This window comes from Pseudomonas eutrophicaquae (genome assembly GCF_023544715.1).
GTDB lineage: Bacteria > Pseudomonadota > Gammaproteobacteria > Pseudomonadales > Pseudomonadaceae > Geopseudomonas.
Genome location: NZ_JAMJEZ010000001.1, coordinates 101,886 through 124,517, shown reverse-complemented (window position 1 = coordinate 124,517; position 22,632 = coordinate 101,886). Strand labels below are relative to the sequence as shown.

Annotated in this window: 24 protein-coding genes; 12 read left to right on the top strand and 12 right to left on the bottom strand. The window is 66.7% G+C overall.

Annotated features, from left to right (window positions below; genetic code table 11):
* Window positions 1-112: 112 nt before the first annotated feature.
* From cpaB to MXC11_RS00570, 4 genes are read right to left on the bottom strand one after another with little or no spacing between them, the layout of a single operon-like run.
* Window positions 113-925, bottom strand: coding sequence for a Flp pilus assembly protein CpaB (gene cpaB / locus MXC11_RS00585; protein ID WP_250003854.1), 813 nt, complete (start codon window positions 923-925; stop codon window positions 113-115).
* Window positions 922-2,265 carry a P-loop NTPase family protein gene (locus MXC11_RS00580; protein ID WP_250003852.1) on the bottom strand — a complete coding sequence of 448 codons (1,344 nt, stop codon included), beginning with the start codon at window positions 2,263-2,265 and terminating at the stop codon, window positions 922-924. The genes cpaB and MXC11_RS00580 overlap by 4 nt, the downstream gene beginning before the upstream one ends.
* Window positions 2,266-2,314: 49 nt before the next feature.
* Window positions 2,315-2,821 carry an A24 family peptidase gene (locus MXC11_RS00575; RefSeq protein ID WP_250003850.1) on the bottom strand — a complete coding sequence of 169 codons (507 nt, stop codon included), beginning with the start codon at window positions 2,819-2,821 and terminating at the stop codon, window positions 2,315-2,317.
* Between the two features lie 43 nt (window positions 2,822-2,864).
* Window positions 2,865-3,056, bottom strand: coding sequence for a Flp family type IVb pilin (locus MXC11_RS00570; protein WP_250003848.1), 192 nt, complete (start codon window positions 3,054-3,056; stop codon window positions 2,865-2,867).
* Window positions 3,057-3,276: 220 nt separating this feature from the next.
* Between MXC11_RS00570 and MXC11_RS00565 the strand changes: the two genes are divergently transcribed.
* Together MXC11_RS00565 and suhB are read left to right on the top strand one after the other, a co-directional pair.
* Window positions 3,277-4,716: an alkaline phosphatase family protein gene (locus MXC11_RS00565; RefSeq protein WP_250003846.1), complete on the top strand. Its 1,440-nt coding sequence runs from the start codon at window positions 3,277-3,279 to the stop codon at window positions 4,714-4,716.
* An 80-nt stretch (window positions 4,717-4,796) separates the two neighbouring features.
* Window positions 4,797-5,612 carry a type III secretion system regulator SuhB gene (gene suhB, locus MXC11_RS00560; protein WP_250003844.1) on the top strand — a complete coding sequence of 272 codons (816 nt, stop codon included), beginning with the start codon at window positions 4,797-4,799 and terminating at the stop codon, window positions 5,610-5,612.
* Between the two features lie 126 nt (window positions 5,613-5,738).
* On the opposite strand, the gene lptG is transcribed toward suhB, so the two are convergent.
* On the bottom strand, window positions 5,739-6,800 hold the full coding sequence (gene lptG / locus MXC11_RS00555; protein ID WP_250003841.1) for an LPS export ABC transporter permease LptG: 1,062 nt from the start codon (window positions 6,798-6,800) through the stop codon (window positions 5,739-5,741).
* Window positions 6,797-7,912, bottom strand: a complete 1,116-nt coding sequence (gene lptF / locus MXC11_RS00550) for an LPS export ABC transporter permease LptF (protein ID WP_250003839.1) — start codon at window positions 7,910-7,912, stop codon at window positions 6,797-6,799. The genes lptG and lptF overlap by 4 nt, the downstream gene beginning before the upstream one ends.
* Window positions 7,913-8,049: 137 nt before the next feature.
* Between lptF and MXC11_RS00545 the strand changes: the two genes are divergently transcribed.
* Genes MXC11_RS00545 through MXC11_RS00535 form a run of 3 tightly spaced genes read left to right on the top strand, consistent with a single transcriptional unit; the run spans window position 8,050 to window position 10,367 of the window.
* Window positions 8,050-9,537 carry a leucyl aminopeptidase gene (locus MXC11_RS00545; protein WP_250003837.1) on the top strand — a complete coding sequence of 496 codons (1,488 nt, stop codon included), beginning with the start codon at window positions 8,050-8,052 and terminating at the stop codon, window positions 9,535-9,537.
* 40 nt (window positions 9,538-9,577) lie between these two features.
* Window positions 9,578-9,997, top strand: a complete 420-nt coding sequence (locus MXC11_RS00540; protein ID WP_250003835.1) for a DNA polymerase III subunit chi — start codon at window positions 9,578-9,580, stop codon at window positions 9,995-9,997.
* 13 nt (window positions 9,998-10,010) lie between these two features.
* Entirely contained in the window at window positions 10,011-10,367 is a 357-nt protein-coding gene (locus tag MXC11_RS00535; protein ID WP_250003833.1) for a hypothetical protein, read from the top strand.
* 13 nt (window positions 10,368-10,380) lie between these two features.
* Here the strand turns inward: MXC11_RS00535 and MXC11_RS00530 are convergent, their stop codons facing one another.
* Window positions 10,381-10,578: a heavy-metal-associated domain-containing protein gene (locus MXC11_RS00530; RefSeq protein WP_250003832.1), complete on the bottom strand. Its 198-nt coding sequence runs from the start codon at window positions 10,576-10,578 to the stop codon at window positions 10,381-10,383.
* A gap of 104 nt (window positions 10,579-10,682) precedes the next feature.
* On the opposite strand from MXC11_RS00530, the gene MXC11_RS00525 reads away from it, so the two are divergent.
* Genes MXC11_RS00525 through MXC11_RS00515 form a run of 3 tightly spaced genes read left to right on the top strand, consistent with a single transcriptional unit; the run spans window position 10,683 to window position 14,948 of the window.
* The gene (locus MXC11_RS00525; protein ID WP_250003830.1) at window positions 10,683-12,890 is read left to right on the top strand and encodes a heavy metal translocating P-type ATPase; all 2,208 of its coding nucleotides are present in this window, start codon (window positions 10,683-10,685) and stop codon (window positions 12,888-12,890) included.
* A complete protein-coding gene (locus MXC11_RS00520) occupies window positions 12,887-13,675 on the top strand; it encodes a methyltransferase domain-containing protein (protein WP_250003828.1) in 789 nt (262 codons plus the stop codon). Before MXC11_RS00525 ends, MXC11_RS00520 begins: the two co-directional genes overlap by 4 nt.
* Window positions 13,676-13,709: 34 nt before the next feature.
* Window positions 13,710-14,948 carry a TIGR03862 family flavoprotein gene (locus MXC11_RS00515; protein WP_462938080.1) on the top strand — a complete coding sequence of 413 codons (1,239 nt, stop codon included), beginning with the start codon at window positions 13,710-13,712 and terminating at the stop codon, window positions 14,946-14,948.
* 6 nt (window positions 14,949-14,954) lie between these two features.
* On the opposite strand, the gene MXC11_RS00510 is transcribed toward MXC11_RS00515, so the two are convergent.
* Together MXC11_RS00510 and hrpB are read right to left on the bottom strand one after the other, a co-directional pair.
* A complete protein-coding gene (locus tag MXC11_RS00510; protein WP_250003826.1) occupies window positions 14,955-15,797 on the bottom strand; it encodes an SDR family oxidoreductase in 843 nt (280 codons plus the stop codon).
* 58 nt (window positions 15,798-15,855) lie between these two features.
* Window positions 15,856-18,405 carry an ATP-dependent helicase HrpB gene (gene hrpB, locus MXC11_RS00505; protein ID WP_250003824.1) on the bottom strand — a complete coding sequence of 850 codons (2,550 nt, stop codon included), beginning with the start codon at window positions 18,403-18,405 and terminating at the stop codon, window positions 15,856-15,858.
* Window positions 18,406-18,587: 182 nt separating this feature from the next.
* On the opposite strand from hrpB, the gene MXC11_RS00500 reads away from it, so the two are divergent.
* A complete protein-coding gene (locus MXC11_RS00500; protein WP_250003822.1) occupies window positions 18,588-19,004 on the top strand; it encodes a polyribonucleotide nucleotidyltransferase in 417 nt (138 codons plus the stop codon).
* A 56-nt stretch (window positions 19,005-19,060) separates the two neighbouring features.
* Here MXC11_RS00500 and MXC11_RS00495 read toward each other — a convergent pair whose 3' ends face one another.
* Entirely contained in the window at window positions 19,061-19,282 is a 222-nt protein-coding gene (locus MXC11_RS00495; RefSeq protein WP_250003820.1) for a transposase, read from the bottom strand.
* Window positions 19,283-19,294: 12 nt separating this feature from the next.
* Entirely contained in the window at window positions 19,295-20,197 is a 903-nt protein-coding gene (locus MXC11_RS00490) for an RNA-guided endonuclease InsQ/TnpB family protein (protein ID WP_250003819.1), read from the bottom strand.
* A gap of 129 nt (window positions 20,198-20,326) precedes the next feature.
* Here MXC11_RS00490 and MXC11_RS00485 point away from each other — a divergent pair, with 129 nt between their 5' ends.
* From MXC11_RS00485 to MXC11_RS00475, 3 genes are all read left to right on the top strand, one after another.
* Window positions 20,327-21,235 carry a cation diffusion facilitator family transporter gene (locus tag MXC11_RS00485; protein ID WP_250003817.1) on the top strand — a complete coding sequence of 303 codons (909 nt, stop codon included), beginning with the start codon at window positions 20,327-20,329 and terminating at the stop codon, window positions 21,233-21,235.
* A complete protein-coding gene (locus MXC11_RS00480; protein ID WP_250003815.1) occupies window positions 21,232-21,708 on the top strand; it encodes an Lrp/AsnC family transcriptional regulator in 477 nt (158 codons plus the stop codon). The genes MXC11_RS00485 and MXC11_RS00480 overlap by 4 nt, the downstream gene beginning before the upstream one ends.
* Window positions 21,709-21,789: 81 nt before the next feature.
* The gene (locus tag MXC11_RS00475) at window positions 21,790-21,993 is read left to right on the top strand and encodes a DUF2788 domain-containing protein (RefSeq protein ID WP_250003813.1); all 204 of its coding nucleotides are present in this window, start codon (window positions 21,790-21,792) and stop codon (window positions 21,991-21,993) included.
* Here MXC11_RS00475 and MXC11_RS00470 read toward each other — a convergent pair.
* Complete coding sequence (locus tag MXC11_RS00470) at window positions 21,988-22,629, bottom strand: pseudouridine synthase (RefSeq protein ID WP_250003811.1); 642 nt, start codon at window positions 22,627-22,629, stop codon at window positions 21,988-21,990. The genes MXC11_RS00475 and MXC11_RS00470 overlap by 6 nt on opposite strands.
* Window positions 22,630-22,632: the final 3 nt, after the last annotated feature.

The following is a 22,632-nucleotide window of genomic DNA, read 5'->3' as shown; positions in this document are numbered from 1 at the left end:
CCCCGCCGCATGGCTCTGAATACTCAGCAACCCCGTCACGAGCAGGCACAGTGCGGATGAACCGAATCTGCGAATAGTGTCCATCTTCGAAATCCTCTCTGTATCCCAAGGCTCAGCGCTGCAAGCCCTGACGCTCGATCGATGTGCCGCGAATGATGGTGATCTGTACCGGAGCAGGGACGCTGCGCCGCACCACGGGCGCGGCCTTGGGCGGCGTCGGTGCAGCCACAGCCGGTGCCGGCGCACTGGGCGGCGGCTCTACGGCCAGGCGGCTGTCATCCAGCGGATTACGCAGCGCCAGTTGCAACCGGCCCTCGGTTTCGGCCTTGAAGAGCTTTTCCGCTTCCTCAAGGGTCATTTCCAGGGTCACGGCGCGCACCAGCACAGGGTCGGTCTTGTTGGTACTGACGGTCTGATCGACCGCCAGTACGCGCAGGTTTTCCAGCACGGTGCGCACCTGGGCGACATCGCTGTTGCCACTGCGTGCGGCAAGCACATCAACCCGGTTACCCGGCAGCAGGAAACCACCCACCCCGATCACATCGTTGACCCGCACGGTCAGCGCACGCTTGTTCGGCTCAATCAGCGCAGCCAGAGTACTGCCGCCCAGATGCTCGGAGACCCGGGCACGCCGCACGACATCGCCTTCGAGGATTTCCGCCGTTGCCACCTTGCCGATCAGCTCACCGACATTGGCAAAGCTGTCAGCGGGCGTTGCATTTCTGGGCAGGCTGACCGCACGCAGATGGCGCTCCTCGATGGTGCGCCCGAACGGAATCGGCAAAGCCGCCACCATCACCTCCGTGACGTCTTCTGCCTGCTCACGCACCGCAAGGCGCGACTCCAGCATGGTGTTGGCCAGCCAGACGGCCGCCAGTGCAAACAGCACTGAAAAGCCCAATAACAGCAACGTTCGCAGTTTCATGACTTATCTCCTTGCTCGAAATCCCGTACACGGACGAAGTAACTGCGCCACGCCCACTCCACATCGCGCGGTACCAGCGGCCCTGAAGAGCCCAGATAGCGCTTGCGATCCATGGCCATGCCCAAGATGTCTCGGGGATGACAGGGCAAGAGGGGGACTTTTTCGGCCGCGTGCAGCTCGTCCAGCACGTACTGGAGCAGCTCAGGGTCGAAAGCGAGGCCGAGTTTTTCCATTTCCTGACGCCAGATCTGCGCATATTCATCGCGGGTCAGGTAAGTGAAATAGACCTTGTAGCCAATCCGCCGCAGGAAGGCTTCATCCGCCAGTTGCAGTGGATTGATGTTGGTGGAGAACACCAGAATCACGTCAAAGGGCAGCTCACTGTGCCGGCCGCCGCCAAGGTTCAGGTATTCCTTCTTCTCCTCCATCGGCACGATCCAGCGGTTGAGCAGCTTGGCGGGCGGCATGCTCTGCCGCCCCAGATCGTCGATGATGAAGATGCCGTTACCTGCCTTGAGTTGCAGGGGGGCTTCGGAGCGGTGGGTGATGGCGTCGTGGCGGATTTCCAGCTGATCCATGGTCAGCTCGCCGCCGGTCACCACCACCGGGCGCTTGCAACGCAGCAGGCGGCGATCATGGCCATCTTCGAGTAGCAGATTCGGCTGCTCCGGTTCATCCACCTCAATCAGCCGATGCACTTGGGGATCGTAGATTTCGATGACGATTTCGTTGATGGCGACCGCATGGGGCACCCAGATCGCCTCATCGAACAGGCGGATCAGCTTGCTGCCGATAAAGGTCTTGCCGGTCCCCGCCGGGCCGTACAGCATCATGGCGCGACCGGAGTTGAGGGCGGCGCCCAAGCGATCCAGCATCACCTCATGCACCACCAGCCCCGTGAAGGCCTCGTGCATGCGTGGTGCAGTGACGGTGGCGTGGTGCACGGTCTGCGCCTTGAGCAGTTCCCGGTAGCGCTCGATCGGATAGGGGGCCGGCCCCAGGTAACTGTTGCGCTCCATCGCCTCGCGGGCCACGGTGCGCCCCCGCTCAGTCAAGCCGTAACGCAGCCCTACGCCACGCACGCCGGCCTGCCCCAGCACCTCGAGCCGTCCATCACGGCGCATCAGGCCGATCAGCTCATCGAGTACCGGCCCGGCAAGACCGGTGCGCTGCATCAGCTTGCCGGCATCCAGGCTGCCGGCGTCATACAGGTGCTTGCAGAGAAGGTCGGTGAGCAGCAGTTCGGACAGCCCGGTCTCAGCCATGCTGCGCGGCTGGCTGACATCGGGCACAGCGCCCTGCCGGGGAGACGAGTCTCCCGAAATCCCGGGCTGGTGCATGATGCACTCCTTATTGTTCAGCGAGGGGGTAGCGCCGCAGCACCCCTGCTCAGATAGCGAAGCGTGACAACAGCGGCATCAAGGGCGAAGGCAGATACAGGCTGCACACGGTGCCGACCGCAATCGCCAGCGCATAAGGGAAGCGGTGCCGGGCAGCGGAGTCGTCCGTCGCCGGGATGTAGCGGCGCAGTCCCGCACTGGCCCAGTAGCGACCCAGCACACTGGCCAGCTGACCGCGCCAGAGCAGATACCCCAGCGCCAGCAGACTGCCGGCCAAGAGACTGCACAGCGCAGCCCACAACACCATCCAGCCGCCAATAAAAGCCCCGACCACGGCCATCAGCTTGACGTCGCCAGCGGCCATGCCACCCCGGATATAGAAGGGCAGGAAGGCCAGCAGCCCCAGCAGAAAGCCGCCGCCCGCTGCCGCCAACCCGGCCCCACCGGCTTGCCAGAACTGCAGCGCCAAGGCGACACACAGTCCGGCAAGCAGGTAGAGGTTAGGCAGGCGGTGGTGGCGCAAATCGTGAAGCGCTGCAACGGCCAAGAAGATCATCAGTGGCGTTGTCAAGGCAGCCCCCGATAGGCATCCATGCTCATTAGCTGGGACGAGACTGCACAGCGCTGGTCAGGTCTTCGATATTGTCCTGAACGGCGCCGCCCAGCGTGATGAATGCTGCCACAACACCCACGGCAATCAGCCCACCCGCAATGGCGTACTCAACAATGGTCAAACCTTCTTCATCCTTGATAAAGCGCATGACGGATTGCTTGATCGATTGCATGTCCATGTCTCACCTCACTGAATTCATCAATTGACGGTGGGTACCTGCACCCTCCGTATTGATCAGGCTAGTCAGCACCTGGACAAGGCGTTAGGACAATCTTGAGAAAAACTGGCATTTTTTTGCAGGCCGCGCGGCACCCTCCCGGCGTGCCTCTCACGCAAGACGGCACGCACCGGGCAGAGCATCTACACTGATAGCAATTCGTCACAGCCGGGGCGCTGTCATGCCGTCTCCTCTGCGCATTTCCTGTACATACGGCAGACTCGGGCCTTGTCTGGCGCTGCTGCGCAGCCTGCTGCTGGCCATCCTGCTACCCAATGCCGCCTTTATCCTGGCCAGTCAGCTGCTGGACCTGGGGCGCCCCTGGATCAACCTCGACTACAGCCTGGCGGTACTGGCCTTTGCCGTGCGCTGGCAGCTGGTCGGGGCGCTGCTGTTCGTGACATTTTTTCTCATTGACTTGATGGTGCTGAGCAACCAAATCTTCCCGATCGTGCGCCTGGCCGATGCCTGGTATCTGATCGGCTTTACGCTGGAGGCCTCCCTGCGCTATCAGCTGTTGCTGCTGGGCATTGTGCTGCTGCTGGGCGTGCTGTGGGCGATCCTGGCGCGCCGAGGGCCGAGCCTCTCGCCACGTCTCGCCGGAGCAACCTGTGCGTTGCTGCTGGCCTTGGGAGGACTCAGCTACGCGACTGACAAGGAGGCGGGAGACAGCTTCTATCGCGCCATCAATGAACCGGCCGTCGCCAGCCAGACCCAGCGTCTGCTACAGACGCGCTCACAAGACTTCCTGTTGGCCTTCAACGCCACCGGCACCGCCGTCAAGCCACTGGAAGGCGCCGCCGCCAGCGACGAATGGCATCAACAGCTGGCTCAGGGCACCCTGCCCGGCGAGCGCTTGCTATTGATCGTCAATGAATCCTGGGGCATTGCGCAGGATCCGCGAGTCCATCAAGCACTGCTTGCACCCCTTACGGCCTTGCAAAGGCCGCTACGCGAGGGACAGCTGAACTTCATCGGCCCCACCCTGAGCGGAGAGCTGCGCGAGCTGTGCCGTTTGCAGCCCAGACACTTCAACCTGAAGGATGATCTGCCCTCACTGAGCGGTTGCCTGCCAGAGCGCCTCAAGACTCAGGGCTATGCCACGGCCTCACTGCATGGCGCGGTCAGCCTGATGTACGACCGGCACCTGTGGTATCCCCGTATCGGCTTTACCGAGCGCACCTTTTTTGAGAGTCGTGCATGGCCGCAGCGCTGCTACTCCTTCCCTGGCGCCTGTGATCTGGATCTGCGTGAAGAGGTCCGCCACTTCTTTGCCCAGCCCGGCCGGCGCTTCATGTACTGGCTGACCCTCAACAGCCATTCGATCTACGACGAGCGCGACATTCGCATCGATGCCTTTGACTGCGCTGCCTTTGCCATCGACCCGCAGACTGAATCCTGCCGCAACCTGCGCCTGCAGGCACAGTTCTTCCAGGGGCTGGCAGAGCTGCTCGCCAGTGACGCCCTAGAGAACGTCAAGGTGCTGATGGTCGGTGATCATGTGCCGATCATCTTCAGCAACAACGAACGGCAGGCCCACTTCGTTGAGGGGCAGGTGCCTTGGCTGCAGCTGCACACCCAAAGCACGCCGCCTACCACCGCTGCAGCATCCGACAGATAATGGCCAATCCGCGCTGCCCTGCTCGCCCGGCTTTCTGTTAGAATTTGCGGCTTTCTTTAACAGCCCAGGTGACCTCTCCCATGCAGCCCATGCTGAATATCGCGCTGCGCGCCGCCCGCAGTGCCGGTGAACTGATCTTCCGCTCGATCGAGCGCCTGGACGTGCTCTCGATCAACGAGAAGGACGCCAAGGACTACGTCACCGAGGTGGACCGTGCCGCCGAGCAGAGCATCATCAGTGTGCTGCGCAAGGCCTACCCCAACCACGGTTTCATGGGCGAGGAAAGCGGCCTGATCGCGGGCAGTGGCGAAGGTGCCGACTACCTGTGGATCATCGACCCGCTGGATGGCACCACCAACTTCATCCATGGCGTACCGCACTTTGCGGTCAGCATCGCCTGCAAATACCGCGGCCGCCTCGAGCACGCCGTGGTGCTTGATCCGATTCGTCAGGAAGAGTTCACCGCCAGCCGTGGCCGCGGCGCCGCCCTCAACGGCAAGCGCATCCGCGTCAGCAACCGCCGCAGCCTGGAAGGCGCCCTGCTGGGTACCGGCTTCCCGTTCCGCGACAGCCAGCTCGATCATCTGGACAGCTACCTCGGCATGTTCCGCAGCTTGGTCGGCCAGACTGCCGGCATCCGCCGCGCAGGCGCAGCCAGCCTGGATCTGGCCTATGTCGCGGCCGGGCGCTTTGATGCCTTCTGGGAATTTGGCCTCTCCGAGTGGGACATGGCAGCGGGTGCGCTGCTGGTGCAGGAAGCCGGTGGCCTGGCCAGCGACTTCTCCGGCGGTCACGAGTTCCTCGACAAGGGGCACATCGTCGCCGGCAACACCAAGTGCTTCAAGGCGGTACTGACCGCCATCCAGCCGCACCTGCCGCCGGCTCTCAAGCGCTGAGGCTGCGCGCCCGTAGCGCACGCTTGCTTGATGTAGCGCTCAGATGACAAGGCCCCGAAGATCGGGGCCTTGTTGTTTCTGCAGCCTGCCCGCACCGGACAGGGCTCACGCGAAGATGACCGCGCCTCAACCGGCGCGGCGCAGCAGGTGGAAGCCGATCAGCGCACAGAGCCCCGCCGGCAGCAACACAGCCCAGAGCGGCGAGAAACCGAACACCAGACTCGCGGGCCCCAACAGGTCCTGCCCGATACGGAACGCGAAGCCGACCACCACCCCGGTGAACAGCCGCTGCCCCAGCGTCACCGAACGCAGCGGGCCGAAGATGAAGGAAATCGCCAGCAGCACCAGCGCGGCAGTGACCAGCGGCTGCAAGGCCTTGTTCCAGAACGCCAGCCAGTAGCGATCGGCATTCAGGCCCTGCTCACCCAGATAGCGGGCATAACGCCACAACCCGCTCATCGACAGGGCATCCGGCTCCAGCACCACCGTCCCCAACAGCTCTGGCGTCAGCGCCACTTCCCAGCGTTCGGTAGCCTGCTGCTGCACCTCGCTGCGCTCCGCGTACAGGTGCGTGGTGGCCACCTCCTCGAGCAGCCAGTGATCGCCCTGATACAGCGCGCGGCGCGCAAAACTGGCGCTCTGCAGGGTTTGCCCCTCGGCAAAACGATAGCGCGTCACCCCCAGCAGCACACCACCCGGTTGCACCGCATTGATATGGATGAACTCATCGCCCTGACGATGCCACAGCCCGCGCTTGGAGCTTTGCGCCTCGCCGCCCCCCAGCGCCAGCGCCCGGCTGCCCTGCGCCAGATTGGCACTCCAGGGCGCCAGATATTCGCCGACCAGCGCGCCCAGCAGCACCAGCAGCAGCATCGGGCGCATCACCGCTGCCACGATGCGCGCCAGCGATACCCCGGCTGCGCGCATCACCGTCAGCTCGCTGCTGCTGGCCAGCGTCCCCAGACCGACCAAGCAACCGATCAGCACGGCCATCGGCAACAACTCGTAAAGGCGCTGCGGCGTGCCGAGCAGCACGTACAGGCCGATCTGCGCGATGCCATAACCTGGCGCCAGATCCCCCAGCTCATCGATGAAGGCAAACAGCAGTGCCAGGCCGACGATCACCCCCAGCACACCCAGGATGGCCAGCAGCACACTGCGCCCGATGTAACGATCCAGATGATTCATCCGCGACCCTCCTGCACCGAACGGCGAGCCACCCACCACAGCTGCAGTGATTCACGATAGAGCAGCAGCAGGCCAATCAGCAGGAACAGACCATGCACCCACCACAGCCCCAGCGCCGGCGGCAGGCTGCCCTTCTCCAGCTGGCCACGCATGGCAATCAGCAGCGCCAGATAAGCCATGTAAAGGAGGATGGCCGGCAGCAGCTTGAGGAAGCGTCCCTGACGCGGATTGACCCGCGCCAGCGGCACCGCCAGCACAGTCACCACAAAGACCAGCAGCGGAATCGACAGCCGCCACTGCAGCTCGGCCTGATAGTGCAGGTCATCGCTGGCCAGCAGCGCGGCACTTGGCAGCGCCTCACGCTCACCGATCTCGGCACGGATTTCCGGCTTGGGCAGCAGCACCCCGTAACGCTCATAGTGGATCAGCCGGTAATCGGCCTGACCGGGCGTGCCGTCATAACGGTAGCCGTTCTCCAGAATCAGGTAGCGGCTGCCATCGGCGCGCAGCTCCTGACGTCCCGATTCAGCCAGCAACAGCGACAGGCCACGGGTGCGGTTGCCGCTGCCCAGCTGCTGCTCAGAGATAAACACCCCGGACAGCTGGCTGCGATCCTCGGACAACCCTTCGGTATAGGTCACCCGGCTGCCGCCGCGCATCGACTGGAAGCGACCGGGCTGCAGGGTATCGAACTCAGTCAGCGACGCCTGGCCATTGAGGATCTGCTCGACCTTGTTCAGGCCCTGCGGAGCCATGTACAGGCTGAGCCAGCCAACCAACAGCGCCACCAACAGCGCTGGCGCCAGGGTATAGACGAGGATGCGCTGGGTACTGACGCCACTGGCATGCAGCACGCTCATCTCTGACTCAAGATACAGCCGCCCATAGGCCAGCAGGATGCCGAGGAACAGCCCCAGCGGCAGGATCAGCTGCAGGAATCCCGGCATGCGGTAGGCCATGATCAGCAGCAGGACGCCCGGATCGAGCAGACCCTGCGCGGCCTGCGCCAGGTACTTGATGAAGCGGCCGCTCATGATGATCACCAGCAGCACGGCACTCACCGCACTCAGGGTCACCAGCACTTCGCGGGACAGATAGCGGAAGACAATCAAGGCTGGGTGACTCCAGGGTTGTCAGGCTTGGGGGGCAACGTTCAGACTAGCCGACAATCTACGCCGGCCCGGGCTGCCCGAAAAAACAGGCCGGCATTATCCTGCAATACCGCCTGTTTGTCTTGGGGACCCCCTCCATGCAATTCCTCGTCAAGAGCGCTCGTCCGGATACCCTGAAAACCGCCACCCTGGTCGTGGCCATCGGCGAAGGCCGCAAGCCGGGCGCGGCGGCCCGTGCCCTCGATGCTGCCAGCGAAGGTGCCCTGAGCGCCCTGCTCAAGCGCGGCGATCTGGCAGGCAAGCCGGGGCAGACGCTACTGCTGTACGGCCTGCCCGGCGTCAAGGCCGAGCGCATCCTGCTGGTCGGCTGCGGCAAGGAGCGCGAACTGTCCGAGCGCACCTACCGCAAGATCACCACCGCCGCGCTGGGCGTGCTCAAGACCCTGGGCGGCAGTGATGCGGCGCTGACCCTCGGCGAGCTGATGGTCAAGGGCCGCGACGCCTACGCCAAGGCGCGCCTGCTGAGTGAAGTCCTGGCCGACGGGCGCTACGTCTTCGATCGCTTCAAGAGCGAGAAGGCCGAAGCGCCGGCGCTGGAAAAGATCACCCTGCTGGTCGATGACAACGAGCAGGCCGAGGCCGAGCGCGGCGTGGCCCACGGTCAGGCGATCGCCCGTGGCATGGCCTTTGCCCGCGATCTGGGTAACCTGCCGCCGAATCTCTGCCACCCGAGTTTTCTTGCCGACGAGGCCCGTGCGCTGGCCAAGGGTCGCAAGGCCCTCAAGGTCGAAGTTCTGGATGAGAAGAAGCTCAAGGAACTCGGCATGGGCGCCTTCCTCGCCGTGGCCCAGGGCAGCGCGCAGCCGCCACGCCTGATCGTTCTTGAGTACAAGGGCGGCAAGAAGGACGATGCGCCCTTCGTGCTGGTCGGCAAGGGCATCACCTTCGACACCGGCGGCATCAGCCTCAAGCCGGGCCTTGGCATGGATGAGATGAAGTACGACATGTGCGGCGCCGCCAGCGTGCTCGGCACCTTCCGTACCCTGGTCGAGCTGAACCTGCCGATCAACGTGGTGGGTCTGCTGGCCTGCGCCGAGAACATGCCCAGCGGCCACGCCACCCGCCCCGGTGACATCGTCACCACCATGAGCGGGCAGACCGTAGAAATCCTCAACACCGACGCCGAAGGCCGTCTGGTGCTCTGCGATACCCTGACCTACGCCGAGCGTTACAAGCCGCAGGCCGTGATCGACATCGCCACCCTGACCGGCGCCTGCATCACCGCGCTCGGCAGCCATACCTCCGGCCTGCTCGGCAACCACGAGGGTCTGATCAAGCAGGTCCTCAAGGCCGGCGAAGCAGCCGGTGATCGCGCCTGGCAGCTGCCGCTGCTCGACGAGTATCAGGAGCAGCTGGACAGCCCGTTCGCCGATATCGCCAACATCGGCGGCCCCAAGGCCGGCACCATCACTGCTGCCTGCTTCCTGTCGCGCTTTGCCAAGGCGTTCCACTGGGCGCACTTGGACATAGCCGGCACCGCCTGGATCAGCGGCGGCAAGGAAAAGGGCGCCACCGGTCGCCCGGTGCCGCTGCTGACCCAGTACCTGCTCGACCGCTGCGCGTGAGCTGCTCCCGGCTGGCCTGCGCGCCAGCCGGCCTGCCCCGATGAAGCGCATCGACTTCTACATCCTGCCCGATGCCGATGAGGCCACGCGCCTAACCTATGCCTGCCGCCTGGCAGCCAAGGCCTGGCGTGCCGGCCATCGCATCTACCTCAACTGCCGCGATGCACAGCAATGCGCTGCGCTGGATGAGCGCTTGTGGTCATTTGCGGCGGCCAGCTTCGTGCCCCATCAGCAGGCTAACGAGGGCACCGATGCCCCACTGCTGCTGGCCACCGGCGCCGATGCCGGCGGTGAACAGGATCTGCTGATCAATCTCGACCACCGGGTTCCCGGCTTCTTCGAGCGCTTTGCACGCATCGCCGAAGTGGTCAATCAGGAGCCCTCGACCCGTCAGGCGCTGCGCGACAGCTACCGTTTCTACCGTCAGCGCGGCTATGCTCCGCAGCACCTGCACCTCTAGTCACGAGCCTTCGATGCACCACCCGACACCGCCCTCGCTCGACGCCAGCCACATTCCGCTGCTGAATGAGCCCGCCGATGACCTGACCATCCCCACCCTGACCGAGCGGGTCGATACGCCGCCCCCAGCCAATCGCGGGCCCTCGAGCGCGGCTCAGGCTCCGGCGCTGCTGCCATCTGAAGCCACGCAGGCCGCCCCCTCCCGCGCACCGGCCAGCGAGCCTCTGGCGCGCATCGAGCTGGAGCTGCAGGCCGCCGGCCGGCAGATCGTGGACCGGCTGGTGGCCGAGCAGCTGCCGCTGATCGAGCAGGAATTGCGCCAGCGCCTCGAAGCGCAACTCGGCCAGCTACTGCGTGCCGGGCGTCGCTGAGGCCGCCTGCCGCTCAGGCCGGTTGTGCGGCAAAGCCCTCCTCCGCCAGCGCCGCCACCACCTCGGCGCTGCTCAGTTGCGACTCGACGCGCACCTCGCCGGCTTCAAGATCGACCTCGACCTGTGCTGCTGCATCCAGCGCCTGCAGCGCCGTGGTAATCGCCCGCACACAATGACTGCAGGACATGCCGGTAACCTTGAAGACGTGCATGGGATTCCTCTCCTGAAAACGGTAAGTGGCCGTTTTGACGCGAGACAGGCACTGCCGTCAAGGGGCCGACCATCAACGCCTCGCCAGCCTCGGAGCACGGCACGATGAATCAGGACGACACCACCACCTTTGAGCTGTCCATCGACGGCATGACCTGTGCCAGCTGTGCCGGACGGGTCGAGCGGGCGCTGGGCAAGGTTGCGGGGGTCCGTGCGGTCAGCGTCAACCTGGCCAGCGAAAAAGCCCACATCCAGGCCCCCGCCGAGACCCTGCCGGCCCTGCTGGCGGCGGTCGAGAAGGCCGGCTATCACGCCCACCCGCCGCAAGCGCGCCCGGCCGAGGCCGACGATACCCGGCAGCGCCTGCAGCGTGAGCGCTGGCAGGTCATCCTCGCCCTGCTGCTGGCCCTGCCGCTGACACTGCCGATGTTCGCCGCGTGGTTCGGCCTGCATATCCTGCTGCCAGCCTGGCTGCAGTTCGCCCTCGCAGCGCCAGTGCAATGCGTGCTCGGTGCGCGCTTCTACCGTGCCGGCTGGCAGGCGCTGCGGGCCGGCAGCGGCAACATGGACCTGCTGGTGGCGCTGGGCACCAGCGCAGGCTTTGGCCTGAGCCTGTACCTGTGGTGGCAGGCCGCGCCGGGCAGCGTGCCGCACCTGTACTTTGAAGCCGCCGCCGTGGTCATCGCCCTGGTGCTGCTCGGCAAGCACCTGGAAAGCCGCGCCAAACGCCAGACCGGCGCCGCAATCCGCGCCCTCGAAGCCCTGCGCCCGGCCCAGGCGCGGCGCTGGCGCGAGGGCGTCGAGGAGGAGGTACCCGTGGCCCTGCTGCGCGTCGGAGACCTGCTGGTGGTGCGACCCGGCGAGCGCTTCCCGGCCGATGGCGAGGTCATCGACGGCGAAAGCCAGGCGGATGAAGCGCTGATCACCGGAGAAAGCCTCCCGGTGGCCAAGGCACCGGGCGATCGGGTCACCGGTGGGGCGATCAATGGCGATGGCCGCCTGCGGGTGCGGGTCACTGCCCTCGGTGCCGAGAGTGTGCTGGCGCGGATCATCCGTCTGGTCGAGGATGCCCAGGCCGCTAAAGCGCCGATCCAGCAGCTGGTCGATCGGGTCAGCGCCGTGTTCGTCCCCGGCGTATTGCTGATTGCCCTGCTGACCCTCGCGGGCTGGCTGCTGGCTGGGGCCGGACTGGAAACCGCGCTGCTCAACGCGGTCAGCGTGCTGGTGATCGCCTGCCCCTGCGCCCTGGGCCTAGCCACTCCCACCGCGATCATGGCCGGCACCGGCGTCGCTGCGCGCCACGGTATCCTGATCAAGGATGTCGCAGCGCTGGAAATCGCCCAGCAGATCGACACGGTGGCTTTCGACAAGACCGGCACCCTCACCCGTGGCCAGCCGCGGCTGGTCGGATTGCAGGCCATAGACGGTACCACCGACACACTACTGGCGCAGGCCGGCAGCCTGCAGCGCGGCAGCGAGCATCCGCTGGCGCGTGCCGTGCTGGCGGCCTGTGCCGAGCGTGATCTGCTCCCTGCGGAAGCCCGCGCGCTGCGCGCCTTGCCGGGGCGGGGCATCGAGGGTGAATGGGGTGGTCAGCGCCTGCAGCTCGGCAGCCAGCGCCTGCTCCATGAGGCGGGACTGAGCGCCGGCGCACTGGCAGCGCAGGCCTCTGCCTGGGAGGCGGAAGGTCGCACCCTGTCCTGGCTGCTGGAAAGCGCCCCGACACCGCGCCTGCTCGGCCTGCTGGCTTTCGGCGACAGCCTCAAGCCCGGCGCCCGCGCCGCGGTAGCCGCGCTGCAGGCCCGGCAGATCCATACCCACCTGATCAGCGGCGATAACCGTGGCAGCGCCAGCGCGGTGGCTGCACAACTGGGTATCAGCGCCGTGCAGGCCGAGGTATTGCCCGCGGACAAGGCCGCCGCAATCACCCGCCTCAAGGCCGCCGGCCATAAGGTGGCGATGGTCGGCGATGGCCTCAACGATGCCCCGGCACTGGCCGCCGCCGACATCGGCATTGCCATGGGCGGCGGTACCGATGTGGCCATGCACGCCGCTGGCATCACCCTGATGCGCGGTGATCCGCGCTTGGTGCCAGCGGCGCTGGAGATCAGCCGGCGCACCTACGCCAAGATCCGCCAGAACCTGTTCTGGGCCTTTCTCTACAACCTGATCGGCCTGCCGCTGGCCGCCTTCGGCCTGCTGGACCCGATGTTCGCCGGCGCGGCCATGGCGCTGTCCAGCGTCAGCGTGGTCAGCAATGCCCTGCTGCTCACGCGCTGGCAGCCCACGATCGACCACGAGCCTTCCCCATGACCACCACACCCCCGCAAGACCGCCATTTCGATGCCCTGGCCAGCCGCTTTGCCGAGAAGATCTACGGCGGCGCCAAGGGTGCCATCCGCCTCGCTGTGCTGCAGGCGGATCTCAAGGAGGCGCTGCCCGCGCGGCCCTTGCGGGTCTTGGATGTGGGCGCCGGCCTTGGCCACATGAGCCTGTGGCTGGCCCAGCAGGGCCATCAGGTGACGCTGGCCGAGCCCGCCGCGCCGATGCTCGACGGCGCCAGCGCCCGCTTTGCCGAAGCGGGGCTGGCCGCCACCTTCGTGCAGGCGCCCTGGCAGGATCTGCTCGGCGAATTGACCGCGCCCTTTGATCTGGTGCTCTGCCATGCGGTGCTGGAATGGCTGGCTGAGCCGCCGGCGATCCTCCCGGTGCTGCACCAGCTCACCGCGCCGGGCGGCTGGCTGTCGCTGGCCTTCTACAACCGCGATGCGCTGGTCTACCGCAACCTGCTCAAGGGGCATTTTCGCAAGCTGCGCCGCGAGCACTTTGCCGGCGAGGGCCAGAGCCTCACCCCGCAGCGCCCGCTCGATCCGCGCGAGCTGGCGCTGCAGTTGGATGACTGGTTTGCGGTCGAGGCGCAGAGCGGCGTGCGGGTCTTCCATGACTACATGCCCGCCGAGTTCCAGAGCCGTGCCGAGCTGACGGACCTTCTGGAAATGGAGCTGGCCCATCGCCGCCACCCGGCCTTTGCCGGCCTCGGCCGCTACCTGCACTGGCTGTGCCGGCCGCGCCTCGACGTGCTGCAGCGCCCCGCCTAGAATGCCCGCCCCGACTCACAGCCCGGTCACCGCCATGCTCTCTACCCCTTCCCGCCCGCGGGTCGCCGTGATCGGCGGTGGCCCGGCCGGCCTGATGGCCGCTGAAGTGCTCGCTGCCGGCGGTGCCGAGGTCGAGCTGTTCGATGCCATGCCCTCGCTGGGGCGCAAGTTCCTGCTGGCCGGGGTCGGCGGCATGAACATCACCCATGCCGAGCCCAAGAACACCTTCATCCCCCGCTACGGCACCCGCGCTCACGAAATCGGCGCCCTGCTTGCGGAGTTTGACGCCGACGCCCTGCGCGCCTGGATCCGTGGCCTTGGGATCGACACCTTTGTCGGCAGCTCCGGGCGGGTATTCCCCATCGACATGAAGGCCGCGCCCTTGCTGCGCGCCTGGCTGCGCCGCCTGCGCGAGGCCGGCGTCCTGCTGCACACCCGCTCGCGCTGGCTGGGCTGGAGCGCGGACGGCCAGCTGCGTTTGCGCACCGCCGCGGGCGAGCAAACGCTCCGCGTGGATGCCTGCGTACTGGCGCTGGGCGGCGGCAGCTGGGCGCGGCTCGGCTCGGACGGCGCCTGGGTGCCACTGCTGGAAGCGCCCGGCATCCGCGTAGCACCGCTGGTGCCAAGCAACTGCGGCTTTGAGGTGGCGGGCTGGAGCAGCCTGTTTGCCGACAAGTTCGCCGGTGCGCCAGTCAAGCCGGTGGCCATCCGCCTCGGTGATCACGCGCCGCGCCAGGGGGAATTTGTGATCACCGCGCAGGGCGTCGAAGGCAGCCTGATCTATGCGCTGTCGGCTGCGATCCGCGAGCAGATAACCCGCGAAGGGCGCGCGCTGCTCCATCTGGATCTGCTGCCCAATCGCAGCCGCGAGCAGGTGCTGGCGGCGCTGAGCAAGCCGCGCGGCTCGCGCTCGATGGCCCGCCATCTGGCCGGAATCGGCATCGACGGCGTGCGGGCCGGCCTGCTGCGCGAGTTGACTGATGCCGCCACCTTTCAGGATTTGCCGCGCCTGGGCGCTGCGATCAAGGCGCTGCCGCTGGAACTGCTCCGCCCACGGCCACTCGATGAGGCGATCAGCAGCGCCGGTGGCGTGCCGTTCGAGGCGCTGGATGAGCAGCTGATGCTGCGTCAGCTGCCGGGGGTGTTCTGCGCCGGCGAGATGCTCGACTGGGAAGCGCCCACCGGCGGCTACCTGCTCACCGCCTGCTTTGCCAGCGGCCGGGCGGCCGGGCTGGGCGCGCTGGCCTGGCTCAAGGCCCGCGCTACGCCCTGAGCGCGCTTACTGGCCGACCCGCACGCCCGAGAGGCGCGGCACCAGCCAGCGCTCGAACAGCGCCGGCGCAAAGCGCGCCAGCTGGCGGGCCAGCCAGTTGACGTTGGAATGCACCAGCAGACGCTTGCGCCGCCGCGCCGCGCGGTAGATGGCTTCCGCCGTGTCATGGGCCGAGCTGACCTTGCCGACCAGCGGAATCGGCCGGGCAATCACTGAGCCGTCGCCCTTCAGGGCATTCTTGCGGATGTCAGTGGCGGTGAAGCCCGGACACACCAGCATCACGTTCACCCCGCTGCCCTCAAGCTCCAGACGCAGACTCTCGAACAGCCCGTGCAGCGCGTGCTTGCTGGCGTTGTAGGCGCTGCGATGGAGCATCGGCGCAAAGCCGGACAGCGAGCTGAGCACGATGATCTGCCCACGACGCGCCCGCAGGCTGGGCAGCGCCGCCTGGGTGCAGTGCAGCGCACCGAAGTAGTTGACCGCCATCACCCGCCGAAACACCGCCAGATCCGTGTCGGCAAACGCGCTGCGGTGGGTGATGCCGGCATTGTTGATCAGCACATCGATCCCGCCGAACTGCTCGATGGCCCGCGTCACGCTGGCCTGCACGCACTCGGCATCCGCAACATCGCAGCACAGCGCCAGACTCTCGGCATTGAGATGATCGCGCAGGTGCTGCACCAGACTGTCCAGCGCCGGCCCATCCTGATCCAGCAGGACCAAGCGCGCCCCGGCCTGGGCAAAGCGCAGCGCCAGCGCCCGACCAATACCGGCGCAGGCGCCAGTAATCATCACCACCTTGCGCTCGAAAACCTTGCTGACGAATACCTTGCGAATGACCCGCTGCATGAGCATACCTCGCTGACTTTTCTGCGAGCTTAGCCGCTGGCGCGCCAGGCGGACACTCTCAGCGTGCTCGCGGCTTGGCGCGCGCCGTCGGCGCGGCGATCAGCGGATCATCCGGCCAGTAGTGTTTGGGATAGCGGCCCTTGAGGTCCTTTTTCACCTCGGCATAGATGTTGGCCCAGAAGCTGGCCAGATCCTGGGTGACCTGCACCGGGCGCTGCGCCGGTGAGAGCAGGTGCAGCTTGACGCCGAGGCGCCCGCCAGCGATCCGTGGCGTGCTGGCCAGACCGAACAGCTCCTGCAGACGCACCGCCAGCACCGGCGGCTCCTCGCTGTAGTCGAGGCGGATCGTTGATCCGGACGGCACCGCCAGCGCCTTCGGCGCCCACTCATCAAGGCGCTGCGCCAGTGGCCAGGGCAAGAGCCCGCTGAGCATGGCGGGAAGATCCAGCGCGGCAAAATGGCTGAGCCGGCTGACCTTGCCCAGGTACGGCAGCAGCCAGTCCTCCAGCGTGGCCAGCAGCGCCGCATCGGTGACATCCGGCCACTCGCTCGCGCCCTTGTCGGCCAGATCAAGACGGCGCAGCAGCCGCACGCGCGCCTGCCATTGACGCAGCTCCGGCGTCCAGGGCAGCAGCTCCAGCCCCTTGCGGCGCACCAGCGCGAGCAGCGCGCGGCCCCGCGCCGCTTCGTCCAGCTCACTCAGCGGTTCGCTGGATAGCACCAGCTCGCCGACCTTGCGCTGGCGCTCGGCACGCAGCACGCCCTCGCGCGCATCCCAGTCGAGCAGCTTCACCTCACGCACCTGCTCGGCCAGCGGGCCGTCGAACAGGGCGGGATCGAGGTCGGCGGCAAGATAAATGCGCTCCTCGCGCTGGCCCTGACGACTGCCCAGATCAGCAATCACCAGCCACTCGTGCTTCATCAGCGCATCCACCTCGGCGAACTGCGCGGCGCGGCCGTTGGCCAGCCGGTAATCGGCACCGCCGGCGCGGCGCTGGCGGGCGATGCGATCGGGATAGGCGAAGGCCAGCAGACAGCCCAGCCAGCGCGGGTGCTCGGCATCCATGACCGGCTGCTCGACCCGCCGGGGCAACAGTTGACGGAACTGCCGCGCCAGCTGACGGGCACGCTGCACCCCGCCTTGACGCGCCGCGCGCGAATCACCCGCCAGCAGCGCCAGACGGTGGTGCAGATCGGCCCCCGCGCCGCCCTGGCCGGCGCGCAGGATGTCGCGCTCAGACAGCAGCGCGGCCAGATCCGCCGCCAGCACACCAAGGCCAAGGTGCTGCCCGCGCAGCAAGAGATGCGCCAGGCGTGGATGGGCCGGCAGGCTGGCCATCGCCTGACCGTGGGCGGTCAGCGCCCAGCCGGTGCCGCGTGGCAGCAGCGCGCCGAGGCGCTGCAGCAGCTCGCGGGCCTGGGCCAGTGCCGCCGCCGGCGGCAGATCGAGCCAGACCAGCTCGGCCGCCTCGTCGATCCCCCAGCGCGCCAGCTGCAGCGCAAGGCCGGCGAGATCCGCCTGGAGGATCTCGGCACTGGCGTGGACGGCAAGCTGTTCGTGCTGGGTCTGCGACCACAGTCGGTAGCACACCCCCGGCTGCAGGCGCCCGGCGCGACCGGCGCGCTGGGTAGCCGAAGCGCGGGAGATGCGCTGGGTGTCCAGGCGGGTCATGCCGCTGGAAGGGTCAAAGCGCGGCACCCGCTCAAGGCCGGCATCCACCACCACGCGCACGCCGTCGATGGTCAGGCTGGTCTCGGCGATGTTGGTGGCCAGCACCACCTTGCGCAAGCCAGCCGGCGCCGGTTCGATGGCGGCCCGCTGAGCCGCGAGGTCCAGCTCGCCGTGCAGCGGGCAGAGGCGGATATCGCTGCGCCCGGCCAGCGCCTCGTCCAGCAGCCCCTGTACGCGGCGGATCTCCGCCTGACCGGGCAGAAATACCAGCAGACTGCCGGACTGCTCGGCCAGCGCCTGCAACACGGTCTGGGTCACCCGTGGCTCCAGCGCCTCGCCCGGCTGGGCGGCGCGGCCCCACTGGATGTCCACCGGGTACATGCGCCCCTCGCTACGCACCCGCGGTGCATCCTCCAGCAAGGCCGCCAGACGCTCGCCATCCAGCGTGGCTGACATCAGCAGCACCTTGAGCGGCGGTCCCTCGCGCAGCAGCGCGCGGCCACTCAGGGTCAGCGCCAGCGCCAGATCGGCCTCCAGACTGCGCTCGTGAAACTCATCGAAGATCACCAGCCCCACGCCCTCAAGGCCGGGATCATCCTGCAGACGGCGGGTAAGGATGCCCTCGGTCACCACCTCGATACGGGTGCGCGGACCGACCTGGCTGTCCAGACGGATGCGATAGCCCACCGTCTCGCCGACCGGCTCGCCGCGCTCGCTGGCCAGCCGCTCGGCAGCGGCGCGCGCGGCCAGACGGCGCGGTTCGAGCATAAGGATGGTCTGCCCGGCCAGCCACGGCTCATCGAGCAGTGCCAGCGGCACGCGGGTGGTCTTGCCGGCGCCGGGCGGCGCTTCCAACACCGCCTCGTCACGGGCCGCGAGCGCGGCGCGCAGCTCCGGCAGGACAGCATCGATCGGCAGGGCGGTGGACAGGCTCATGGGGGTGTCTGCGGCAGCGGGTGGGGCGGCGATTATAGCCAGCTGCCGCCGCGCCTTGGCCGGGGCGGCGCGGGCTGCGTACACTGTGCGCACTGACGGGGCCACGCATGGATGCCTGCAACCTGACGTACTCGTCGTGGTCAATGCCTGTCTGTCACCGTCATCCGCACAAGGAGTCTCCCATGTGTCCATCCCAACGTCTGATCAGCGCCCTGCTGGCCGGCAGCCTGCTGGTGCAACTGAGCGGCTGCGGCACGCTGCTCTACCCCGAGCGGCGCGGCCAGATCAGCGGCCAGATCGACCCGCTGGTGGCCGTCCTTAACGGAGTCGGCATTCTGTTCTTCGTGGTGCCGGGGCTGATCGCTTTTGCCATCGACTTCACCACCGGCGCCATCTACCTGCCCGGCGGGCGCTACTCGGTGGCGCCCGAGCGCTTGCAGGAGGCGCTGGATGCCGACGGTCGCCTCGATCAGGCCCGCCTGCGCGAGGTGCTGAAACAGACCCTGGGCGAGGATCTGCCCCTTGACAATCCCCATCTCAGGGTGCAGCCCGGCCACCCTGAGCAGCTGGCCCGCTTCGGCCTGCTGCCCCATGCGTGAGACCCTGCATTGACTGCTCTCCGCCCTGAAGGACGGAGATTCCCAATTCATCGAGATCAGGACAACGGTACTGGACCGATGCCACTTACGTTCTCTCCAAGGGCTAACACCGCCAGCCCGGCGGCTTTGATATTGAGCGCAGCATTCACGTCGCGGTCATGCTCGGCTCCGCATTCCGGGCAAGCCCAGGTGCGCAGGTTGAGCGGCAAAATGTCCAGCGTATACCCGCAACAGGAGCAGCGTTTGGAACTGGGATACCAGCGGTCGATGGCGACCACCTGCCTCCCGGATCAAGCGCCCTTGTACGCCAACTGGCGGGTCAGCTCGCCCCAGCCGGCGTCGGCAATCGCCTTGCTCAGCGTCGGGTTGCGGATCAGGTTCTTCACGGCGAGGGATTCGGTGCAGACCACTTGGTTCTCGTTAATCAGTCTGCGGGACAGCTTGTGCAAGCTGTCCATACGGCAATCGGCGATTTTGGCGTGAATGCGCGCCACCTTCTTCCGGGCCTTGGCGCGGTTGGCGGAGCCGAGCGTTTTCTTGCTCAGCCGGCGCTGCGCCAGAGCCAGCTTGGCAGCGTATTTCGCGGTATGGCGGGGATTGCCGATCCGTTCACCCTCGCTGGTGACGAACAGGTCTTTCAGGCCCAGATCAAGACCCATCATCTTCGGCGTGACGGGCAGGGTTTCGGTGTTGAACTCGCACAGGCAGGATACAAAGTAGCGACCGGCGGCATCCCGAGACACGGTAACGGTGGAAAGGTCAGAAGGAAGCGCCCGACTCCAGCGGATCGCCAGTGGCTCGGCACACTTGGCCAGGAACAGCTGCCCGTCGCGGTATTTAAAGGCCGAAGTCGTGAACTCAGCCGACTGTCGATGGCGTTTCTTCTTGAGCGCCGGGTACTTGGCCCGACCTTCAAAGAAGTTCTTGAAGGCGGCCTGCTGGTGACGAAGGCACTGCTGGAGCGGAACACACGAGACTTCGTTCAGGAAGGCCAGATCCGGTTCCTTCTTGATCGCGGTCAGGCGTGCGCTGGCCTGGGTGTAGCCGATCTTCTGCTGTTCCTTGAAGAAGGTATCGGTGCGCCAGCGCAGCACAGAGTTGTAGACGAAGCGCACGCAACCGAACGTCCGCACCAGCAAGTCAGCCTGCTCGGGCGTCGGGTAGAAGCGGAATTTATAGGCGCGTTTCGTCATGTTCCGCAAAATAACCAAGCGAATGTAAAGGTAGCAACCACTAAAAGGAGGCAGCGAGAACAGGGGCGCTCTGCGAGCGCCGCGCTATCCCTCCCCGGTCTGAAGACCGAGGTTTCTCGCGTAAATTTGATGACCCAGATACACCATGCCCGGCTGATGCGGCTGGCTTCACTGGCAGCCCTGCTGACCGCGTTGACCCTGGTGGCCGCCAAGGCCGTGGCCTGGTGGCTGAGTGGTTCGGTGAGCCTCTTGGCCGGACTCACCGACTCGCTGCTCGATGGCGCCGCCTCGCTGCTCAACCTACTGGCCGTGCACTACGCGCTGCGCCCGGCCGATGACAATCACCGCTTCGGGCACGGCAAGGCCGAGGCACTGGCCGGGCTGGCCCAGGCGCTGTTCATCGCCGCAAGCGCCGTGCTGGTCGGTTACAACGGCTTCGAGCGCCTGCAGGCCCCCGAGCCGCTGGCCGCCACCGGGCTGGGCATCGCGGTGATCGTGCTGTCGCTGCTGCTGACCTTCGCGCTGCTGCTGCTCCAGCGCCATGTGGTACAGGTCACCGGTTCAACCGCGATCCATGCCGACTCCCTGCACTACCGCTCGGACCTGCTGCTCAATCTGGGCATTCTGCTGGCGCTGGCGCTGGCGGCCGGCGGCTGGGTGCAGGCCGATGCGCTGATCGGCATGGCGATTGCGCTGTACATCTTCTGGAGCGCGCTGGGCATCGTACGCGAATCGGCGGCGGTGCTGATGGATGAGGAACTGCCGCTTGAGGTGCGCGAGCGCATGCTGCAGCTGGCCCGCGCCGTACCCGGCGTGCTGGACGCCCATGACCTGCGCACCCGGCGCTCGGGCACCCGTTGGTTCGTGCAGCTGCATCTGGACCTGCCAGCCCACCTGCCCCTCGCCCAAGCCCATGACCTGTGCGAGGCGGTAGAGGCGGCGATCTGCACGGAATTTCAGCGCGCCGAGGTGCTGGTACATGCCGACCCGGATGACCAGCCCGCCCGCGCCCAGACCTTCGGAGCAGCCGCCCGATGAGCAAGCTCGACCGCTATGACCTGCGCATCCTCGCTGAACTGCAGCGCGACGCGACGCTGGCCAACCAGCAGCTGGCCGAGCGCATTGGCCTCTCGCCCTCGCCCTGCTCGCGCCGGGTGCATCAACTGGAGGATGAGGGCTACATCCTGCGTCAGGTGGCACTGCTGGACCGCAAGAAGCTCGGCCTGAGCCTGACGGTCTATGTGCTGGTCGGCATGGATCGCCACACCCCCGAGCGCTTTGCGCACTTCGAGGAGCAGATCCGCCAGTGCCCGCCGGTGCTCGAGTGCAGCCTGGTCACCGGCATGGAGGCGGACTATCAGCTCAAGGTGGTGGTGCCGGACATGGAGCATTACCAGCAGTTTCTGCTCGGCACCCTGACGCGCATCGAAGGCGTCTCCAGCGTGCGCTCCAGTTTTGTGCTCAATCAGGTGGTCAGCAGCACCGAGCTGCCCCTTGAGCACCTGCGCTGAGGCAGCGCTGGCCGGCCGTTGGCCTGAGGGGGCGCGGCGCCTATAATCGCCGCCGATTATCGCCCCACGCAGGAGACGCCGATGGAGCCTGAAGTCTTTGAAAACTGGATGATGACCGGCCTGATCACCGGTCTGGTCGGGTTCATGGCGTTCATCGTCTGGGACCTGGCGAAGAAATCCAATGCCGGCAAGTTCGGCACCTTCATCCTGTTCTTTGCCCTGGGGCTGGGGGTGCTGGGCTTTGTCATCAAGACCCTGGTGATCGGCAGCCTCGAAGGCCTATAAAAGTCGCCCTCCCTCAGCGGCGGGCGCCGCTACCTCGCGCCACTCGCCGGGCTGCAGATCATCCAGCCGCCAGGGACCGATCGCCACCCGCACCAGCCGCAGGGTCGGCAAGCCCACCGCGGCGGTCATCCGCCGCACCTGACGATTGCGCCCTTCGCGGATCACCAGCTCCAGCCAGCAGGTCGGAATATGCTGGCGAAAGCGCACCGGGGGCTGACGCGCCCAGAGCGCCGGTTCAGCAATCTGGCGCACCTCGGCCGGGCGGGTCGGCCCGTCATTGAGCAGCACCCCGCGCCGCAGCTGCGCAAGCTGCGCTTCTTCAGCCACGCCTTCTACCTGCACCCAGTAGGTCTTGGGCAGCTTGTGGCGTGGATCGGCGATCCGCGCCTGCAGGCGGCCATCGTTGGTCAGCAGCAGCAAGCCCTCGCTGTCCCGATCCAGCCGCCCGGCCGGGTAGACGCCGGGCACCGGGATGTAGTCCTTGAGGGTGGCGCGGCCGTCAGCGGCGGCGAACTGGGTCAGCACATCAAAGGGCTTGTTGAACAGCAGCAGCCGCGGTTTTTCCGGCGGCGCCTTGCGCGGGCGCGGCGCGCTGCCTCGGGGATGGCGGGAGCGGGCGGAATCGACAAAGGCCATGGC

Bases quoted from the DNA above. Each gene is read 5' to 3' on its own strand.
- cpaB (WP_250003854.1), bottom strand. From the start codon at position 925: ATGAAACTGCGAACGTTGCTGTTATTGGGCTTTTCAGTGCTGTTTGCA.
- MXC11_RS00580 (WP_250003852.1), bottom strand. From the start codon at position 2,265: ATGCACCAGCCCGGGATTTCGGGAGACTCGTCTCCCCGGCAGGGCGCT.
- MXC11_RS00575 (WP_250003850.1), bottom strand. From the start codon at position 2,821: ATGATCTTCTTGGCCGTTGCAGCGCTTCACGATTTGCGCCACCACCGC.
- MXC11_RS00570 (WP_250003848.1), bottom strand. From the start codon at position 3,056: ATGGACATGCAATCGATCAAGCAATCCGTCATGCGCTTTATCAAGGAT.
- MXC11_RS00565 (WP_250003846.1), top strand. From the start codon at position 3,277: ATGCCGTCTCCTCTGCGCATTTCCTGTACATACGGCAGACTCGGGCCT.
- suhB (WP_250003844.1), top strand. From the start codon at position 4,797: ATGCAGCCCATGCTGAATATCGCGCTGCGCGCCGCCCGCAGTGCCGGT.
- lptG (WP_250003841.1), bottom strand. From the start codon at position 6,800: ATGAATCATCTGGATCGTTACATCGGGCGCAGTGTGCTGCTGGCCATC.
- MXC11_RS00545 (WP_250003837.1), top strand. From the start codon at position 8,050: ATGCAATTCCTCGTCAAGAGCGCTCGTCCGGATACCCTGAAAACCGCC.
- MXC11_RS00540 (WP_250003835.1), top strand. From the start codon at position 9,578: ATGAAGCGCATCGACTTCTACATCCTGCCCGATGCCGATGAGGCCACG.
- MXC11_RS00535 (WP_250003833.1), top strand. From the start codon at position 10,011: ATGCACCACCCGACACCGCCCTCGCTCGACGCCAGCCACATTCCGCTG.
- MXC11_RS00530 (WP_250003832.1), bottom strand. From the start codon at position 10,578: ATGCACGTCTTCAAGGTTACCGGCATGTCCTGCAGTCATTGTGTGCGG.
- MXC11_RS00525 (WP_250003830.1), top strand. From the start codon at position 10,683: ATGAATCAGGACGACACCACCACCTTTGAGCTGTCCATCGACGGCATG.
- MXC11_RS00520 (WP_250003828.1), top strand. From the start codon at position 12,887: ATGACCACCACACCCCCGCAAGACCGCCATTTCGATGCCCTGGCCAGC.
- MXC11_RS00515 (WP_462938080.1), top strand. From the start codon at position 13,710: ATGCTCTCTACCCCTTCCCGCCCGCGGGTCGCCGTGATCGGCGGTGGC.
- MXC11_RS00510 (WP_250003826.1), bottom strand. From the start codon at position 15,797: ATGCAGCGGGTCATTCGCAAGGTATTCGTCAGCAAGGTTTTCGAGCGC.
- hrpB (WP_250003824.1), bottom strand. From the start codon at position 18,405: ATGAGCCTGTCCACCGCCCTGCCGATCGATGCTGTCCTGCCGGAGCTG.
- MXC11_RS00500 (WP_250003822.1), top strand. From the start codon at position 18,588: ATGTGTCCATCCCAACGTCTGATCAGCGCCCTGCTGGCCGGCAGCCTG.
- MXC11_RS00490 (WP_250003819.1), bottom strand. From the start codon at position 20,197: ATGACGAAACGCGCCTATAAATTCCGCTTCTACCCGACGCCCGAGCAG.
- MXC11_RS00485 (WP_250003817.1), top strand. From the start codon at position 20,327: ATGACCCAGATACACCATGCCCGGCTGATGCGGCTGGCTTCACTGGCA.
- MXC11_RS00480 (WP_250003815.1), top strand. From the start codon at position 21,232: ATGAGCAAGCTCGACCGCTATGACCTGCGCATCCTCGCTGAACTGCAG.
- MXC11_RS00475 (WP_250003813.1), top strand. From the start codon at position 21,790: ATGGAGCCTGAAGTCTTTGAAAACTGGATGATGACCGGCCTGATCACC.
- MXC11_RS00470 (WP_250003811.1), bottom strand. From the start codon at position 22,629: ATGGCCTTTGTCGATTCCGCCCGCTCCCGCCATCCCCGAGGCAGCGCG.